Genomic DNA, 16,376 nt, shown 5'->3' with positions numbered 1-16,376 from the left:
ACCGGACGGGACGCTTCGGCGTCCCGTCTTGTTTGTGGCATGCCGCCACGGTCGCGGCCGCTGAGTGGTACAGAATCCGTCGCGTCGGCCGATGCCTTTTACGCTGCACCGCGCCTTGCGACGCTCGCGAGCCGTGTGCTCCAATCCGGCGACCGTACGGGGCCGCATCCGTCGGCGCATCTGCCGAAGCGGCGAAAACATAGGGGAATCGCATGACGCAAGACCGGCCCTGGCTGGCGAGCTATCCCGCCGGTGTACCGGCCGACGTCGACGTGGATGAATTCCCGTCGATCGTGTCCGTCCTGCAAAGCGCGATCGCGAAATACCGCGACCGTCCTGCGTTCTCGAGTCTCGGCAAGACCATCAGCTACGGCGAGGTCGACGCGCTCAGCGCGCGCTTCGCGGCATACCTGCTCGGCGAGCTCAAGCTCAAGCGCGGCGATCGCGTCGCGATCATGATGCCGAACTGCCTGCAGTACCCGATCGCGTTGTTCGGCATCCTGCGCGCGGGCTTGACCGTGGTGAACGTCAACCCGATGTACACCGCGCGCGAGCTGCGTCATCAGCTCGACGATGCCGGTGCGGTCGCCATCCTGGTGATGGACAACTTCGCGCACACCGTGCAGGAAGTGCTGCACGACACGCCGCTCAAGCACATCATTACCACCGCGCTGGGCGACTGCCTCGACTTCCCGAAGCGCACGGCGGTCAACTTCGTCGTCCGCTACGTCAAGAAGATGGTGCCGGACTACGACATCCCGCACGCGATCCGTTTCAACGACACGATCGACGCCGGCGAGCATCTGTCGTTTAACGATGCGGAAGTCGACATCGAGCCGGAGGACATCGCGTTCCTGCAGTACACCGGCGGCACGACCGGCGTCGCCAAGGGCGCGATGCTCACCCATCGCAACCTCGTCGCGAACATGCAGCAGGCGGCGGCGTGGATCGGCACCAACGTGCGTTACGGCGAGGAAACCATCGTCACCGCGTTGCCGCTGTATCACATCTTCGCGTTGACGGCGAACGGCCTCGTCTTCATGAAGTTCGGTGGTCTGAACCACATGATCACGAACCCGCGCGACATGCCGGGCTTCGTGAAAGAACTGAAGAAGACGAAGTTCACCGCCATCACCGGCGTCAACACGCTGTTCAATGGCCTGCTCAATACGCCCGGATTCGAGTCGATCGATTTCTCGGGCCTGCATCTCACGCTCGGCGGCGGCATGGCCGTGCAGCGTTCGGTGGCGGAGCGCTGGAAGCAGGTCACCGGCTGCACGCTGGTCGAGGCCTACGGCCTGACCGAAACCTCGCCCGCCGCCTGCATCAACCCGATGGACCTCAAGGATTACAACGGCGCGATCGGCCTGCCGATTCCGTCGACGGATGCCTGCCTGAAGGATGACGACGGCCGCGTTCTCGCGGTCGGCGAGATCGGCGAGCTATGCATCAAGGGGCCGCAGGTGATGCGCGGCTACTGGAATCGTCCGGAAGAGACGGCGAAGGTCGTCGACGCCGAAGGCTGGCTGCACACCGGCGACATGGCGCGCATGGACGACAACGGCTTCTTCTACATCGTCGATCGCAAGAAGGACATGATCCTGGTGTCCGGCTTCAACGTGTATCCGAACGAAGTCGAGGACGTGATCGCGATGATGCCGCAGGTGCTCGAAGTCGCCGCGGTCGGCGTGCCGGACGAGAAGTCCGGTGAAGCGGTGAAGGTGGTGATCGTGCCGAAGGATCCGTCGCTCACCGCCGAGCAGGTGCTGGCGCATGCACGCGAGAACCTCACGGGTTACAAGCTGCCGCGCTACGTCGAATTCCGCAAAGAATTGCCGAAGACGAACGTGGGCAAGATCCTGCGCCGCGAGCTCAGGGAAACCGCCACGGCGTGACGTTATTCCGCCGCGTTCGATCCGAACAGGCCCGCTTCGGCGGGCCTGTCTTTTGCATGCGGGGGCGGGTGTAGGATCGGCTGGTGGGCACCACCTGATCGCCCGCGCCCACCAGCCTCCGCGGGCGGTTCCCCCTCGAGGACCCGCAGAATGAGCACGATCGAATCGTTGCACCGCGCACGCCTCCACCCCACAGTCCGGGTGGAATCCGACGCCAACGGTGCTGGCGACTGGCTGTACATGCACGCCGACCACGCCGACGGCATCCGCCCCTGTTTCCGCGTCGAACTGATGCACGACATGTGGTCGATGCTGTCGGAAGTCTCCGCATCGCCATTGCCTGCATCCAGCAGCCCGTTGCGTCACGTCGTGCTGGCGTCGGACGCGCCGGGCGCCTTCAACCTCGGCGGTGACCTCGCGTTGTTCGCGAGCCTGATCCGCGCGGGCGATCGCGACGGGTTGATGCGCTATGCGACGCGCTGCATCGACGGCGTCCATCTGCTGCACGACGGGCTGGGCGGCGACGTGCGCACGATCGCGCTGGTCCAGGGCGACGCGCTGGGCGGCGGCATGGAGCTGGCGTTGGCCTGCCAGGTCATCGTGGCCGAGGAAGGCGCCGAGATGGGGCTGCCGGAGGTGTTGTTCGGGCTGTTCCCGGGCATGGGGGCCTATTCATTCCTGAGCCGACGCATCGCGCCCCATCAGGCTGAACGGCTCATCCTCGAAGGCCGCATCCTGCCCGCGGAAGAGCTGCATCGCATGGGCATCGTCGACGTGCTGGCGCCGAAGGGCGAAGGCGAGCGCGTGGTGCGCGAACTGGTCCGTCAGGAACAGCGTGCCCCCCACGCGCATCTCGCACTGAACCGGGTGCGTCGCGCCGCGCGTTCGGTGAGCTACGACGAGCTGCTGGAGATCACGGCGATCTGGGTGGACGCCGCCCTGCAACTTGACGATCGTTCGCTGCGCACCATGGAACGCATCGTGCGCGCGCAGGCGCGTCGTTCGGCGCGCTGACGCTCAGTCCGAGCGCAGCGCGGGATCGCTGCGTCCGTCGCGGTTACGGCGTGCCGCGAGGATGTCGCGTCCCTGCGTCAGGCGTTCCCGCAGGCTGTCGAGGCGCAGCCGCCATTCGCGGGAAAGCTGCCAGTCCGGCAAGCGCATCATCTCGCCTGCGAGCAGCGAGAGCCGGACCAGGCCGACATTGCCCGCCACGCCCTTCACGGCGTGCGCGTGCTCGCGCATTTCCGTCCAGTCGCCACGCGTCGCGCATTCTTCCATGAGCGCGATGCCGCGTTCGGCGTCCGCCATGCATTCGCTGGTGAACTCGCGTTCGAACGCGTCGCCCATGCCGATCGACGCGAGTTCGTCGAGCACGCCGGGGTCGAATACGGTGTCGTCGCCCCGCTCCGCCGGCATCGCGGGCTTCGCCGGGCGCACGGTGGTGCCGTCGCGTTCGGCGACATCGGCGAGCAGATCGAGCAGCTTCGCGGTCGACACCGGCTTGGCAAGGAAGCCCCACGCGCCGGCGTCGTGACACCCCTGGATCGCCGACGGCGTGACGTCGGCGCTGAGGATGACGACCGGTGTCCGCGTGCTGCTGCCGGCCTCCATCACCCGCAGGTGGCGCAGCATGTCGACGCCGCTCATCCCGGGCATGTGCAGGTCGCAGATCACGAGGTCGAAATGGGACTCGGCGAGGAGGTCCAGCACCTCCTCGGCCCCATCGACGCAGGTCGAGCGATGCCCCGCCTTCTGCAGCAGGCGCTGCAGCACCATGCGGTTCGCCGCGTTGTCGTCGGCGACCAGCACGTGCAGCGGACGCACCCGCGCACGATGGCGCAGGAACGGATTGCTGAACGCGATGACGTTTTCGCCCAGCGGCGCTGCGTCGCCGGCGCGCGATGCAACATCCGCCGCGGCGGGCGCGACGACAGGCGCCACCGTCTGGAACGGCAGCTGCACCCAGAAACGCGTGCCCTCGCCTTCCGTGCTTTCGAAGCCGATCGTGCCGCCCATCGCTTCGGTGAGGCCCTTCGCGATCGTAGTGCCGAGCCCGGTCCCGCCATAGCGGCGCGCGAGCCCGACGTCCGCCTGCTCGAACGCATCGAACAGCCGTCGACGCATCTCCGCCGGAATACCGATGCCGGTGTCGATCACGGTGAAGCGCAGTCGCGTGCGGTGCCCGTCGTGCAGCACGGTTTCGACCTGCAGCGTGACCGAACCGCGATCGGTGAACTTGACCGCGTTACCCACGAGATTGATCAGCACCTGGCGCACGTGCGCGGCGTCGCCGGCAACGCGTTCCGGCACGTCCTCGCTCACTGCGACGCGGTAGTCGAGGTGCTTCGAGCGCGCCTGCGGTTCGAGGATCAGGCCGATGCTGGCGACCAGGTCGCGAACGTCGAAGTCGCCGGTGTGCAGCTTGAGCTTGCCCGCCTCGATCGCCGAAATATCGAGCACGTCCTCGACGAGGCCCATCAGCGTGCGCGTCGACGCCTGGATGGTGTTCAGGCATTCGCGCTGCTCGGCGTCGAGTTCCGTCGCGGCAAGCACTTCGGTCATTCCGCCGAGGCCGTTGAGCGGCGTGCGGAACTCGTGCGACATGTTGGCAAGGAAGCGGCTCTTGGCCTCGTTCGCGCGGCGCGCCTCGTCGGTCGCACGCGTGAGCGCCGCGAGCAGGCTGGTGAGGTACATCGGGATGGCGACGAGGCCCACCAGCAGCCCGACGCCCAGCGGCAGGTTGGCGTGCCAGTACGTCGACTTCGCGAGCACCAGGCCGAACGACAGGGTCGCCGCCGCGACCGCGCCGTTGAGATAGCGACGTCCGAAACGCAGGCCGTTGCCGACCGTCACCCACATGATGAGGATGTAGACCCAGGCGATCGGCTCGCCCATGCGGATCATCGCGGCCGCCATCAGGCCGTAGTCAGCGGCCATGCCGACCAGGCGACGCGCATGGTTGCGGCCGGGCGACACGAACAGCCAGCCGAGGATCGCCGCGCCGATCACGAAGCCGGCCATGACCATCGCCATGACGTCGTAGTAGGCGTCGGAATGGCTATCGTGCGGGCCGACCAGCAGGTAGGCGAGAACGACACCGAGCGCGGCGATGCGCACCGTCGCCTGACCGTGTTCGCTGTCCTCGCGGGCAGCGAACCGTTGGCGGACGTGGCGCAGCGCGGTGATCATGTCAGCCGGCCCCGCGGCGAGCGGAAGCTCTCGCACAGCGCCTCGAGCTGGCGTCGCGCCGACACCAGCACCTGCACGCATTGGGGGTCGAACAGGCGGCCGCGCTGCGCGTACAGATGCGCGAGCGCCGCGTCGATCTCCCACGCGTGCTTGTAGGGCTGCTCGGAGATCAGCGCATCGAAGACGTCCGCGACGGCGACGATGCGCGCTTCGATCGGGATCTCTTCGCCCGCGAGGCCGTTGGGATAGCCGCTGCCGTCGAAACGCTCGTGGTGGCCAAGCGCGATGCGCGCGGCCAGTTCGAGGAACGGCGTTCCGCTACCCGACAACAGCTCGTGCCCGATTTCGGGGTGGCGACGCACCAGCGTCATCTCCTCGTCGGACAGCGGACCGGGCTTGTGCAGCACGACGTCCGGCAGCGCGATCTTGCCAATGTCGTGAAGCGGCGTGGCCTGCTCGAGCAGGCTGACCTCGTCGTCGAACAGGCCGACGCCGCGCGCGATCATGCCGGCGACCGCCGACATGCGCTGCAGGTTCGGATGCGTGCCGCCGTCGCGGTATTCGATCGCGCGGGCGAGGCGCGTCAGCATCTGGCGCTCGCGATCCGCGATCTGCGCCAGCGTGGTCTGCAGGCGGTGCTCAAGCGACAGCGCGCGCTGCTTCACGTTCTCGGACTGCTGGCGCAGTTGCAGCAGGTTGCGGCAGCGCGCACGCAGCTCGCGCGGGCGAACCGGCTTGACCAGGAAATCGATGACGCCGGCATCGAGCGCCGCCTGGCGGATCGGCTCGTCGCCGACGACCGTCACCAGGATGATCGGGATGTCGCGATGGCGCGGCAGGCGCCGGAAGCGGCGCGCGAACTCCAGCCCGTCGATACCGGGCATGCGGTAGTCGAGCAGCAGCAGGTCGGGGTCGTTCGAGGCGCACCAGTCCAGCGCGGCCTGCGGCTCGCCGAAATCGTGGACGCTCAGCTCGGCGCCGATGTCCTCGATGATGTGGCGCAGCATCGTGCGTGCGCTGGTCTGGTCATCGACGATGACGACGTTCATTGGACCATCCGTTGGCGAGGGACCGGTACGGCGGCTGTTGGCCGAGGATAGCGCGGCGGACACCTCGTGGCACCGCGCCCTGCCCTCGACTATCGGCCGCTCGACCGGCGGACTTGAGTGCGCGGCTCAGCCCGCCTGCTCGGGCCGCATGTACGGAAACAGCAGGACATCGCGGATCGAGGCCCGATCCGTGAGCAGCATCACGAGGCGATCGATGCCGATGCCGAGACCGCCGGTGGGCGGCAGGCCGACCTCCAGTGCGCGGATGTAGTCGGCGTCGAAATGCATGGCCTCGTCGTCCCCGCCCTCCTTCGCATCGACCTGCGCCTGGAAGCGCGCGGCCTGGTCCTCGGGGTCGTTCAGCTCGGAGAAGCCGTTGGCCAGCTCCTTGCCGCCGACGAACAGCTCGAAGCGGTCGGTGAGTTCGGGGTCGAGGTCGTTCGCGCGCGCGAGCGGGCTGACCTCGACCGGGTGGTCCGTGATGAAGGTCGGCTGCACCAGCGTGTGTTCGACGGTCTTCTCGAACACTTCCAGCAGCAACTTGCCCCAGCCGTAGGAGGGCTTGATCTGGATTCGAAGACGCGCGCAATGCTGGCGCATCTTGTCGAGATCGCGCAGATCCTCGCGCGCGATCTCCGGGTTGTGCTCGAGCACCGCGTCGGTCATCGACCAGCGCCGGAAGCGCGGGCCGAGGTCGATCGCCGCGCCTTCCCACTCGATGGCCGTCGTGCCGAGCACGTCCTGCGCGCAATGGCGGATCACGTCCTCCGTCAGGTCCATGACTTCGTTGTACGTGGCATAGGCCTCGTACAGCTCGAGCATCGTGAATTCGGGGTTGTGCCGCGTCGACACGCCTTCGTTGCGGAAGTTGCGGTTGATCTCGTACACGCGCTCGAGGCCGCCGACGACGAGGCGCTTGAGGTACAGCTCCGGCGCCACGCGCAGGTACAGCTCGAGATCCAGCGCGTTGTGATGCGTGACGAACGGCTTGGCCGTCGCGCCGCCAGGGATGTAATGCATCATCGGCGTCTCGACTTCGAGGAAACGCCGTGCATCGAGCCACGCGCGCATCGCGCGGATGATCTTGCTGCGCTTGACGAAGACGTCGCGCGATTCCGGCGTCACGATCAGGTCGACGTAACGCTGGCGATAACGCTGTTCGATATCCGCCATGCCGTGGAACTTGTCCGGCAGCGGGCGCAGCGCCTTGGTCAGCAGGCGCAACGCCGCGGCCTTGACCGACAGCTCGCCGGTGCGGGTGCGCGTGAGCTCGCCTTCGACGGCGACGATGTCGCCAAGGTCGAGTTCCTTGAACACGTCGAACGCGTCGCCCAGCAGGTCCTTCTTGAGCCACAGCTGCACGCGGCCGGATTCGTCCTGGATCTGCGCGAACCCGGCCTTGCCCATGTCGCGCTTGAGCAGCACGCGCCCTGCGAGTGCGACGCGTCGCGGTTCGCCTTCGAACGCCTCCGCTGTCCAGCGTTCGGCGTCGGCGAACTCCGCCTGCAGGTCGCCGGCGTAATGCGCGCGCTTGAAGTCGTTGGGGAACGCGATGCCGCCCGTGCGCAGCTGCGCGAGTTTTGCGCGACGCTCGGCGATCAGGAAGTTCTCGTCGGTCGGCGACGTGGCGGTGGTGTCGGTCATCGTGGCGTTCACTGGTTCCGGCGCAGGGGCCGGACGGAAATTCGGAGGGATTGGCCGATGGTAGCGGCCACGCGCCCCGCGGCGTGCGGGGCGCGCTGGATCAGGCTGCGTCGGTGCGTTTGGCGCCGACTTCGAGACCGGCCTTGAGGCTGGCTTCGACGAATTCGTCGAGGTCGCCGTCGAGCACCTTCTGCGTGTCGCTGCGCTCGATGCCGGTACGCAGATCCTTGATGCGGCTCTGGTCGAGCACGTAGTTGCGGATCTGGCTGCCCCAGCCGATGTCGGACTTGGTCGCTTCCACCGCATCGCGCTCGGCGTTGCGCTTCTGGATCTCGAGTTCGTACAGCTTGGCGGCGAGCATCTTCATCGCGTTGTCGCGGTTCTGGTGCTGGCTGCGACCGGTCTGGCAGGCCACGACGATGTTGGTCGGAATGTGCGTGATGCGCACCGCCGACTCGGTCTTGTTGACGTGCTGGCCACCCGCGCCCGACGAGCGATACACGTCGGTGCGCAGGTCCGCCGGATTGATCTCGATGTCGATGTTGTCGTCGATTTCCGGCGACACGAACACGGACGTGAAGCTCGTATGCCTGCGGTTGTCGGAATCGAACGGCGACTTGCGCACCAGGCGATGCACGCCGGTTTCCGTCTTGAGCCAGCCGTAGGCGAAATCGCCTTCGACGCGCAGCGTCGCCGACTTGATGCCTGCAACGTCGCCGCCGCTGGCTTCCATCAGCTCGGTCTTCCAGCCGCGCGATTCGCACCAGCGCAGGTACATGCGCAGAAGGATTTCCGCCCAGTCCTGCGCCTCGGTGCCGCCCGCGCCGGCCTGGATGTCGACGAACGCGTTCGCGTTGTCCATCTTCCCGGAGAACATGCGGCGGAATTCGAGCTGCTCGACATCCTTCGCGTAGCGCTCGACGTCGTCGACCACCGCCTTCGCGGTGTCTTCGTCGTCTTCCATTTCCGCGAGTTCCAGCAGCTCGCCGGCGCCGACCAGGCCGTCAGTGAGGGTGCGGATGCCGTGGACGACCTTCTCGAGCGACGACCGCTCGCGGCCCAGGGCCTGCGCGCGTTCGGAGTCGTTCCACACGTCGGGGCTCTCGAGCTCCCGGTTTACTTCTTCCAGACGTTCGACCTTGTGGTCGAAGTCAAAGATACCCCCTGAGCGAATCCAGCCGACCGCGGAGGTCGGCGATTCGCTGGCGAACGGGATTCAGCTCGATCATGTCCGGCGCGGTTCGATCACAAGGAACCGGCGATTCTACCAACGCCGGCACCCTTCCACGCGGTATCGCGCGCCGGGAGAGCGCGCTTTTGTGCAGGTTTGCTCAGCGGAAGCGGAAGGTGCCGCCGCGGTTGCTGGCCGGCGCGTACGGCCGGACCGGCCCATAGCCGCTGCTGCTGCCGTAGCCCGTTCCGAAACCGCTGCCGAAGCCGCCGCTGAAATCGCGGGAGCGACGGTTGCGCATGCGGTCCTGCAGTTCCTGCCGGCGGCTATCGAGCCAGTCCGCGCGACCGACCGTCGCCGCGTCCAGGCCGCGGCGCTCGGCTTCCCGCTCGCGGAATTCGGTGAAGTCGTCGTAGGCGTCGAGTTCATGTCGCAGCTCGCGCGCGCACAGCTCGATCATGATCGCGTCGTCGACGAAGCCGAGCACCGGTACGGTGTCCGGAATCGCGTCCGAGGTGGCGGCGAAATAGACCAGCGCCGCGCGCACGTTCGACGCGTCGCTCTCGCCCAGTGCCCAGCCTTCGTCGCGCATCATCGCGATCAGGCTGTCGAGCACCAGCAGCCGATCCTTCACGAACTGCGGCGGATTCGCCTCGTGCGCCTTGCGCAGCATGTCGGTGGCCGCGTTGACCACCTGCTCGTTCGTGAGGTCCGCGCCGCGCTCGCGTGCGATGTCCGCGGCACGGGCGAAATGCTTGAGGTCATCGTCCGACAGGTCGATGTTGACGGTCAGCGGCATCGCACGTTCTCCGGGAGTGACGCCCGGGTCAGGTTATGGGATGCCGCCGGGCGCGCCAATTGCCCCTTGGGGCAGCGGAAATGCACGCAAATGCGCCCTAACCCACGGCCTCGCGGTGCACGACGACCAGCTGCACGGCATCGCCGCCGCGGTAGTCGTCCGGTTCCAGCCGATAGGCGATGTGGACCCGGTTGGATGGCGCGGTGCCACGCCAGCCGCCGAACTCGATGGCGTTGAGCCGCAGGCCGCCAAAGCCCAGTTCCAGCTTGAGATGCCGTTCGCCGACCACGCGCCAGTTCAGCACTTCGAACTCGCCGTCGAACTGCGGCTCCGGGAAGCCCTGCCCCCAAGGCCCGCCGTCGCGCAGCGCTTCGGCGCAGCCACGCGCCATTTCGGCCGGGGCGAGTTCGCCGTCGCTCAGCACCTCGGCCTGCAGCAGGTCGGGCGTGAGCAGCGACGCGGCGACGTGCTGCATCGCCGACGAGAAGTCGGTGAACCGGTCGTGGTGCAGGCTGAGCCCCGCCGCCATCGCGTGGCCGCCAAAACGATCGATGAGCGAAGGATGTCGCGACGACACCGTGGCCAGCGCGTCGCGGATGTGGAAGCCGGGCACCGAGCGCGCGGAGCCGCGCAGCAGGTCGGAGCCCGGCGCCGACGGCGCGAACGCGAAGACCGGGCGATGCAGGCGTTCCTTGATCTTCGATGCGACGAGGCCGACCACGCCCGGGTGCCATTCGGGATCGAACAGGCAGATCGCATGCGGCAGGTCGCCGTCGGGAAGCTCGACGCGCGCTAAGGCGCGTTCGGCTTCGTCGACCATCTGCTGCTGCACGGCACGACGCTCGCCATTGATCTCGTTGAGCATCTGCGCGATTTCGCGTGCGCGCGAAAGATCGTCGGTGAGCAGGCATTCGATGCCGAGCGCCATGTCTTCGAGGCGGCCCGCCGCATTGATGCGCGGCGCGATCGCGTAGCCGATATCGGCGGCGCCCAGGCGCTGGAGTTCGCGCTGCGACACCTCGGCCAGCGCGCGCACGCCCGCGCACACCTGCCCGGCGCGCATGCGTCGCAGCCCGGCCGCGACCAGCGCGCGGTTGTTCGCGTCGAGCTGCACCAGGTCGGCGACGGTGCCGACGGTAACGAGGTCGAGCAGCGATGTCAGGTCGGGCGCTTCGCTCGCGAATCCGCCCTGCTCGCGCAGGTGGCGGCGCAGCGCGAGCAGCACGTAGAAGATCACGCCGACGCCGGCCAGCGATTTGCTCGGGAAGCCGTCGCCGCGCACGTTGGGATCGACGATCGCGTCCGCCGGCGGCAGTGCTTCGCCCGGCAGGTGGTGGTCGGTGACCAGTACCTTCCAGCCGCGCCCCTTCGCGGCGTTAACGCCGGCATGGCAGGCGATGCCGTGGTCGACGGTGACGACGAGGTCGGGTTGCATCGGCGCGAGCTCGTCGACCATCGCCGGCGTCAGGCCGTAGCCGTGCACGATGCGATTCGGCACCGCGTACGACACGCGCCGTGCGCCGAGCATGCGCAGGCCGCGAACGCCGACCGCGCAGGCGGTCGCGCCGTCGCAATCGAAATCGCCGACCACGACGATGTGCGCATCGTTCGCGATCGCATCGGCAAGCAGGTGCGTCGCGGCATCGAGTCCGCCGAGCGTTTCCGGCGAATGCAGCTGCGCAAGTTTCGGACGCGCCTGTTCGAGCGACACGGCGCCGCGCATCGCGTACACGCGCGCAAGCACGGGATGCAGCTCGCGCGCCCAGTCGCCGGGGATTACGACCGGGCGACGCACGAGTCGGGCGGTGAAGCGGCTCATTCGTCGTCGCGTTCGGCGAGGACGCGTAGTGGGCGCTTCCAGAATCGCAGCGACTGCGACCGGCGCAGGTCGAATCGCGCGCTGTCGCTCCACATGAGCCGCAGTGTGCCGAGTTTCCTCTGCGCGACCGCCGCGAGCGCCGGTTCGATCCAGTCGGCCACGAGGCGGTCGAGCCGACGTTCGTGGCGCAGGTCGAAGGCGGCATCGCGTTCGGGCGTCGTCCACGATGCGGGAATCGCGACCGTTGCGCCCGCGAGTTGCGCGAACGCCTGCACGGTCGTGTCGCGCGAATGGATCGTGGCGTATGGCGTGGTCACATGGTCGGGCAAGCGCCCGGCGCCCCAGAACCAGATCGAATTCACCGGTGCAAGGCCGCGATTCAGCCGATCGGCGTTGATCGGATGGTGATGCAGCAACACCTGCGCTTCCGACATCAGCGCGCGCCAGCGCTTACCGTCCGCGCCTTGTGGCAATTGTTCGAACAGGTCGCTACCGAGCGCTTCGTCGGGCGACGTGAATGCAGGCAGCGGCGAACCGGGTGCAAGGCGCAGGTACCACGCATTGGGACGGCCCGCCTCGATCGGCATGCCGGCGTCGCCGAACAGCGGGCGCAGCGGCCTCAGCAAGGCTTCGCTGGTGTCGGAGTCAAGGCCGAGCATGTCGCCGATCGCAAGCAGGCGCGCGCCGTTGATGTCGGCGCGCACATAGGCCGGATCGGCGCGCAGCCACGACGAGTCGCGCGCATCGCCCGCCTCGACCTGTCGCGTCACCGCCGCCGCGGGCCAGCCACGAGGGAGCACGTCGAACAGGGCTTCGACACCCGTGCGCGCATCGACGCGATCAGCGCGTCCGAACGCACGCGCGACGGCCGTCGGCAACCCTTCGCCCGCGAACCGCTGGCGCGGCGGCAGGACGAAGGCGACGTCGACAGGCATGCTCACGCCATCAGCCGACGTAGCGAACGCTCAGGATCTCGTATTCGCGTGTGCCGCCCGGCGCTTCGATGGTGACCGTGTCGCCCTCGCTCTTGCCGATCAGCGCACGCGCGACCGGCGACGAAATCGCGATCAGGCCCTGCTTGATGTCGGCTTCCAGGTCGCCAACGATCTGGTAGCTCTTCTCTTCGTCGGTGTCTACGTCCGCAAGCTGCACCGTCGCGCCGAACACCACGCGCGAGCCGGCGTTGAGCTTGGCGACGTCGATGACTTCCGCGTGCGAGAGCTCACCCTCAAGCTGCTTGATGCGACCTTCGATGAAACCCTGCTGCTCGCGCGCGGCGTGGTACTCGGCGTTCTCCTTGAGGTCGCCGTGCGCGCGCGCTTCGGAGATGGCGTTGATGACCGCCGGACGCTGCACGGACTTCAGGTTGTCGAGTTCGGCGCGCAGACGCTGTGCACCCTGGGCGGTGATCGGAGCTCTCATGGGATTCCTCAGTGGCCGCGGCGTCGTGCGCCGGCGGCATCGTTCGATGGTCGATTGTGCCGCGTCCGGGCCGCAAAGCGCAGCCCGTCAAATGCGACCGGCCGCACGCAGCGGCCGGCCGGCACGGCATGCGGTGGATCAGGCGATGGTGGCGTGCAGTTCCTGCAGCGACCAGACCGGGCCCGTGCCGCGATATTCCAGCGACTGCAGCAGGGCGCGCGCGCCCGACACCGTCGTCGAATACGTGACGCGGTGCTGCAGTGCTTCGCGGCGGATCGAGAACGAGTCGGCGATGGCTTGGCGGCCTTCCGTCGTATTCACGATGTAGGCGATCTCGCCGTTCTTGATCAGGTCGACCACGTGCGGTCGGCCTTCGATCACCTTGTTGATGACCTCGCACGCGACGCCATGCGCGTGCAGGAAGTCGGCAGTGCCGCGCGTGGCGACCACGGTGTACCCACGCGCGACGATCTCCGCGGCGACCGGGAGCACCCGCTGCTTGTCCGGATCGCGCACCGAGACGAACACCTTGCCGCCCGGCGGCAGCGCGCGGATGCCGGCGGCTTCGTGCGCACGCGCGATCGCCGCGCCGAAATTGCGACCAACGCCCATCACCTCGCCCGTCGAGCGCATCTCCGGCCCGAGGATCGGGTCGACGCCCTGGAACTTCGCGAACGGGAAGATCGCTTCCTTCACCGAGAAGTAGTCCGGGACGATTTCCTTGGTTGCGCCCTGCTCGGCCAGCGTCATACCGGCCATGCAGCGCGCGGCGATCTTCGCCAGCGGCATGCCGATCGCCTTCGACACGAACGGCACGGTGCGCGACGCCCGCGGGTTCACTTCGAGCAGGAAGATGGTGTCGCTGCCATCGGCTTCCTGCTGGATCGCGAACTGCGTATTCATCAGGCCGACGACCTTGAGCGCGCGTGCGAGTGCAACCACCTGCTCGCGCAGGCGATCCTGCGTCGCGGCCGACAACGTGTACGGCGGCAGCGAGCACGAGGAGTCGCCGGAGTGCACGCCGGCTTCCTCGATGTGCTCCATTACGCCGCCGATCAGCACGTTGCCGTCCTTGTCCGCGATGACGTCGACGTCGACTTCGACGGCGTGGTCGAGGAAGCGGTCGAGCAGCACCGGCGAATCGTTCGACACCTTCACCGCGTCGCGCATGTAGCGCGCGAGGTCGGCGTCGGCATGCACCACTTCCATCGCGCGGCCGCCGAGCACATAGCTCGGGCGCACGACCAGCGGGTAGCCGATCTCACGCGCCAGCACGAGCGCTTCCTCGGGATTGCGCGCGGTGCGGTTCGGCGGCTGCTTCAGGCCGAGATCGTCGACGAGCTTCTGGAAGCGCTCGCGGTCCTCGGCGAGGTCGATGCTGTCCGGCGACGTGCCGATCACCGGCACGCCGTTCGCTTCCAGCGCGCGTGCAAGCTTCAGCGGCGTCTGCCCGCCGTACTGCACGATCACGCCGAAGGGCTTCTCGAGGTCGACGATCTCGAGCACGTCCTCAAGCGTGAGCGGTTCGAAGTACAGTCGGTCGGACGTGTCGTAATCCGTCGACACCGTTTCCGGGTTGCAGTTGACCATGATGGTCTCGAACCCGTCGTCGCGCAGCGCGAGCGCGGCATGCACGCAGCAGTAGTCGAACTCGATGCCTTGGCCGATGCGGTTCGGCCCGCCGCCCAGCACGATGATCTTCCTGCGATCGGTCGGGTTCGCTTCGCACTCGTCCTCATAGGTCGAGTACATGTAGGCGGTTTCCGTGGCGAACTCGCCGGCGCAGGAGTCGATGCGCTTGTAGACGGGACGCACGCCGAACGCGCGACGCAATGCGCGCACGGCCGTCTCGTCGGTGCCCGTCAGCTGCGCAAGGCGCGCGTCGGAGAATCCCATGCGCTTGAGCGCACGCATGCGGCGTGCGTCGAGCGCGGCAAGCCCGGCCGCGGCGACTTCGCCTTCGGCCTGCACGATTTCTTCGATCTGGTCGAGGAACCAGCGGTCGACGTACGAAAGCGCGTGGATGTCCTCGACGCTCATGCCGGCGCGGAACGCGTCGCCGATGTGGAACATGCGCTCGGCGCCCGGCTCCTTCAGCTCGCGGCGCAGCGTGGCGAGGTCTTCGTTGCTCGAAAGGTCCAGGCCGGTGGGATCGAGCCCGACCTTGCCCGTCTCCAGGCCGCGCAGCGCCTTCTGCAGCGATTCCTGGAAGGTGCGGCCCATCGCCATCACCTCGCCCACCGACTTCATCTGCGTGGTCAGTCGCGCGTCGGCCTGCGGGAACTTCTCGAACGCGAAGCGCGGAATCTTGGTGACGACATAGTCGATCGACGGCTCGAACGACGCCGGTGTCTGCCCGCCCGTGATCTCGTTGCGCAGCTCGTCGAGCGTATAGCCGACCGCCAGCTTCGCCGCGACCTTCGCGATCGGAAAGCCGGTCGCCTTCGACGCCAGCGCCGACGAGCGCGACACGCGCGGATTCATCTCGATCACGACGACGCGGCCGTCCTGCGCATTCACGCCGAACTGCACGTTCGAGCCGCCGGTGTCGACGCCGATCTTGCGCAGCACGGCGATGGATGCGTCACGCAGGCGCTGGTATTCCTTGTCCGTGAGTGTCTGCGCCGGCGCGACGGTGATGCTGTCGCCGGTGTGCACGCCCATCGCGTCGAAGTTTTCGATGCTGCACACGATGATGCAGTTGTCCGCCTTGTCGCGGACCACTTCCATCTCGAATTCCTTCCAGCCGAGCACCGACTCCTCGACGAGGATTTCGTGCACGGGCGAGAGCTCGAGGCCGCGCTTGGCAATCTCCTCGAACTCTTCCTTGTTGTACGCGATGCCGCCGCCGGTGCCGCCGAGCGTGAAGCTCGGTCGGATGATGGTCGGGAAGCCGACGCGCGTCTGGATGTCGAGCGCTTCCTCGAAGCTGCGCGCCACCGCCGCCTTCGGGCATTCCAGCCCGATGTCCTGCATCGCCACGCGGAACAGCTCGCGGTCTTCCGCCATGCGGATCGCGTCGCGCGACGCACCGATCAGTTCGACGTTGTACTTCTCGAGAACGCCGTTGTCGGCGAGGTCGAGCGCGCAGTTGAGCGCGGTCTGGCCGCCCATCGTCGGCAGCAGCGCGTCGGGCTTTTCCTTGGCGATGATCTTCTCGACCGTCTGCCAGTTGATCGGCTCGATGTAGACCGCGTCCGCCATGTCCGGGTCGGTCATGATCGTGGCGGGATTGCTGTTGACCAGCACGACGCGATACCCCTCGTCGCGCAGCGCCTTGCACGCCTGCGCGCCGGAGTAGTCGAACTCGCACGCCTGTCCGATGACGATGGGGCCCGCGCCGATGATCAGCACGGTCTTGATGTCGGTGCGCTTGGGCATCGTGTCC

General features: G+C 67.5%; 11 protein-coding genes. 2 read left to right on the top strand and 9 right to left on the bottom strand.

Annotated features, from left to right (window positions below):
* Positions 1-212 precede the first annotated feature (212 nt).
* Both ACKTTN_RS08695 and ACKTTN_RS08690 read left to right on the top strand, forming a co-directional pair.
* Positions 213-1,895, top strand: a complete 1,683-nt coding sequence (locus tag ACKTTN_RS08695; protein WP_407909456.1) for a long-chain fatty acid--CoA ligase — start codon at positions 213-215, stop codon at positions 1,893-1,895.
* Between the two features lie 150 nt (positions 1,896-2,045).
* Positions 2,046-2,909 carry a crotonase/enoyl-CoA hydratase family protein gene (locus ACKTTN_RS08690; protein ID WP_407909455.1) on the top strand — a complete coding sequence of 288 codons (864 nt, stop codon included), beginning with the start codon at positions 2,046-2,048 and terminating at the stop codon, positions 2,907-2,909.
* Between the two features lie 3 nt (positions 2,910-2,912).
* On the opposite strand, the gene ACKTTN_RS08685 is transcribed toward ACKTTN_RS08690, so the two are convergent.
* The 9 genes from ACKTTN_RS08685 to carB form a co-directional block, all read right to left on the bottom strand.
* Entirely contained in the window at positions 2,913-5,084 is a 2,172-nt protein-coding gene (locus ACKTTN_RS08685) for an ATP-binding protein (protein WP_407909454.1), read from the bottom strand.
* Positions 5,081-6,133 (bottom strand): HD domain-containing phosphohydrolase, encoded by a 1,053-nt coding sequence (locus ACKTTN_RS08680; RefSeq protein WP_407909453.1) that lies wholly within the window; start codon positions 6,131-6,133, stop codon positions 5,081-5,083. The genes ACKTTN_RS08685 and ACKTTN_RS08680 overlap by 4 nt, the downstream gene beginning before the upstream one ends.
* Positions 6,134-6,259: 126 nt before the next feature.
* Positions 6,260-7,777 (bottom strand): lysine--tRNA ligase, encoded by a 1,518-nt coding sequence (lysS, locus tag ACKTTN_RS08675; protein WP_407909452.1) that lies wholly within the window; start codon positions 7,775-7,777, stop codon positions 6,260-6,262.
* Positions 7,778-7,877: 100 nt separating this feature from the next.
* Positions 7,878-9,006, bottom strand: a protein-coding gene (gene prfB / locus ACKTTN_RS08670) for a peptide chain release factor 2 (protein WP_407909451.1) whose coding sequence is annotated in 2 segments (ribosomal slippage) — positions 7,878-8,930 and positions 8,932-9,006 — 1,128 coding nt in all. Because the reading frame shifts where the segments join, the coding sequence is not laid out codon by codon here.
* Positions 9,007-9,108: 102 nt separating this feature from the next.
* Complete coding sequence (locus ACKTTN_RS08665; protein WP_407909450.1) at positions 9,109-9,747, bottom strand: YkvA family protein; 639 nt, start codon at positions 9,745-9,747, stop codon at positions 9,109-9,111.
* 97 nt (positions 9,748-9,844) lie between these two features.
* Positions 9,845-11,566 carry a single-stranded-DNA-specific exonuclease RecJ gene (gene recJ / locus ACKTTN_RS08660; RefSeq protein WP_407909449.1) on the bottom strand — a complete coding sequence of 574 codons (1,722 nt, stop codon included), beginning with the start codon at positions 11,564-11,566 and terminating at the stop codon, positions 9,845-9,847.
* Positions 11,563-12,501 (bottom strand): phosphoglycerate mutase, encoded by a 939-nt coding sequence (locus ACKTTN_RS08655; protein ID WP_407910052.1) that lies wholly within the window; start codon positions 12,499-12,501, stop codon positions 11,563-11,565. Before ACKTTN_RS08655 ends, recJ begins: the two co-directional genes overlap by 4 nt.
* A 10-nt stretch (positions 12,502-12,511) precedes the next feature.
* Positions 12,512-12,988 (bottom strand): transcription elongation factor GreA, encoded by a 477-nt coding sequence (greA, locus tag ACKTTN_RS08650; RefSeq protein WP_407909448.1) that lies wholly within the window; start codon positions 12,986-12,988, stop codon positions 12,512-12,514.
* 138 nt (positions 12,989-13,126) lie between these two features.
* Positions 13,127-16,369: a carbamoyl-phosphate synthase large subunit gene (gene carB, locus ACKTTN_RS08645; protein ID WP_407909447.1), complete on the bottom strand. Its 3,243-nt coding sequence runs from the start codon at positions 16,367-16,369 to the stop codon at positions 13,127-13,129.
* Between the last annotated feature and the right edge of the window lie 7 nt (positions 16,370-16,376).

It is taken from the genome of Lysobacter claricitrinus, assembly GCF_045866565.1.
GTDB lineage: Bacteria > Pseudomonadota > Gammaproteobacteria > Xanthomonadales > Xanthomonadaceae > Cognatilysobacter > Cognatilysobacter claricitrinus.
This window is presented reverse-complemented; position numbering and strand designations above follow the sequence as displayed.

Coding starts and splice junctions, on each gene's coding strand:
- ACKTTN_RS08695 (WP_407909456.1), top strand. CDS start 213: ATGACGCAAGACCGGCCCTGGCTGGCGAGCTATCCCGCCGGTGTACCG.
- ACKTTN_RS08690 (WP_407909455.1), top strand. CDS start 2,046: ATGAGCACGATCGAATCGTTGCACCGCGCACGCCTCCACCCCACAGTC.
- ACKTTN_RS08685 (WP_407909454.1), bottom strand. CDS start 5,084: ATGATCACCGCGCTGCGCCACGTCCGCCAACGGTTCGCTGCCCGCGAG.
- ACKTTN_RS08680 (WP_407909453.1), bottom strand. CDS start 6,133: ATGAACGTCGTCATCGTCGATGACCAGACCAGCGCACGCACGATGCTG.
- lysS (WP_407909452.1), bottom strand. CDS start 7,777: ATGACCGACACCACCGCCACGTCGCCGACCGACGAGAACTTCCTGATC.
- ACKTTN_RS08665 (WP_407909450.1), bottom strand. CDS start 9,747: ATGCCGCTGACCGTCAACATCGACCTGTCGGACGATGACCTCAAGCAT.
- recJ (WP_407909449.1), bottom strand. CDS start 11,566: ATGAGCCGCTTCACCGCCCGACTCGTGCGTCGCCCGGTCGTAATCCCC.
- ACKTTN_RS08655 (WP_407910052.1), bottom strand. CDS start 12,501: ATGCCTGTCGACGTCGCCTTCGTCCTGCCGCCGCGCCAGCGGTTCGCG.
- greA (WP_407909448.1), bottom strand. CDS start 12,988: ATGAGAGCTCCGATCACCGCCCAGGGTGCACAGCGTCTGCGCGCCGAA.
- carB (WP_407909447.1), bottom strand. CDS start 16,369: ATGCCCAAGCGCACCGACATCAAGACCGTGCTGATCATCGGCGCGGGC.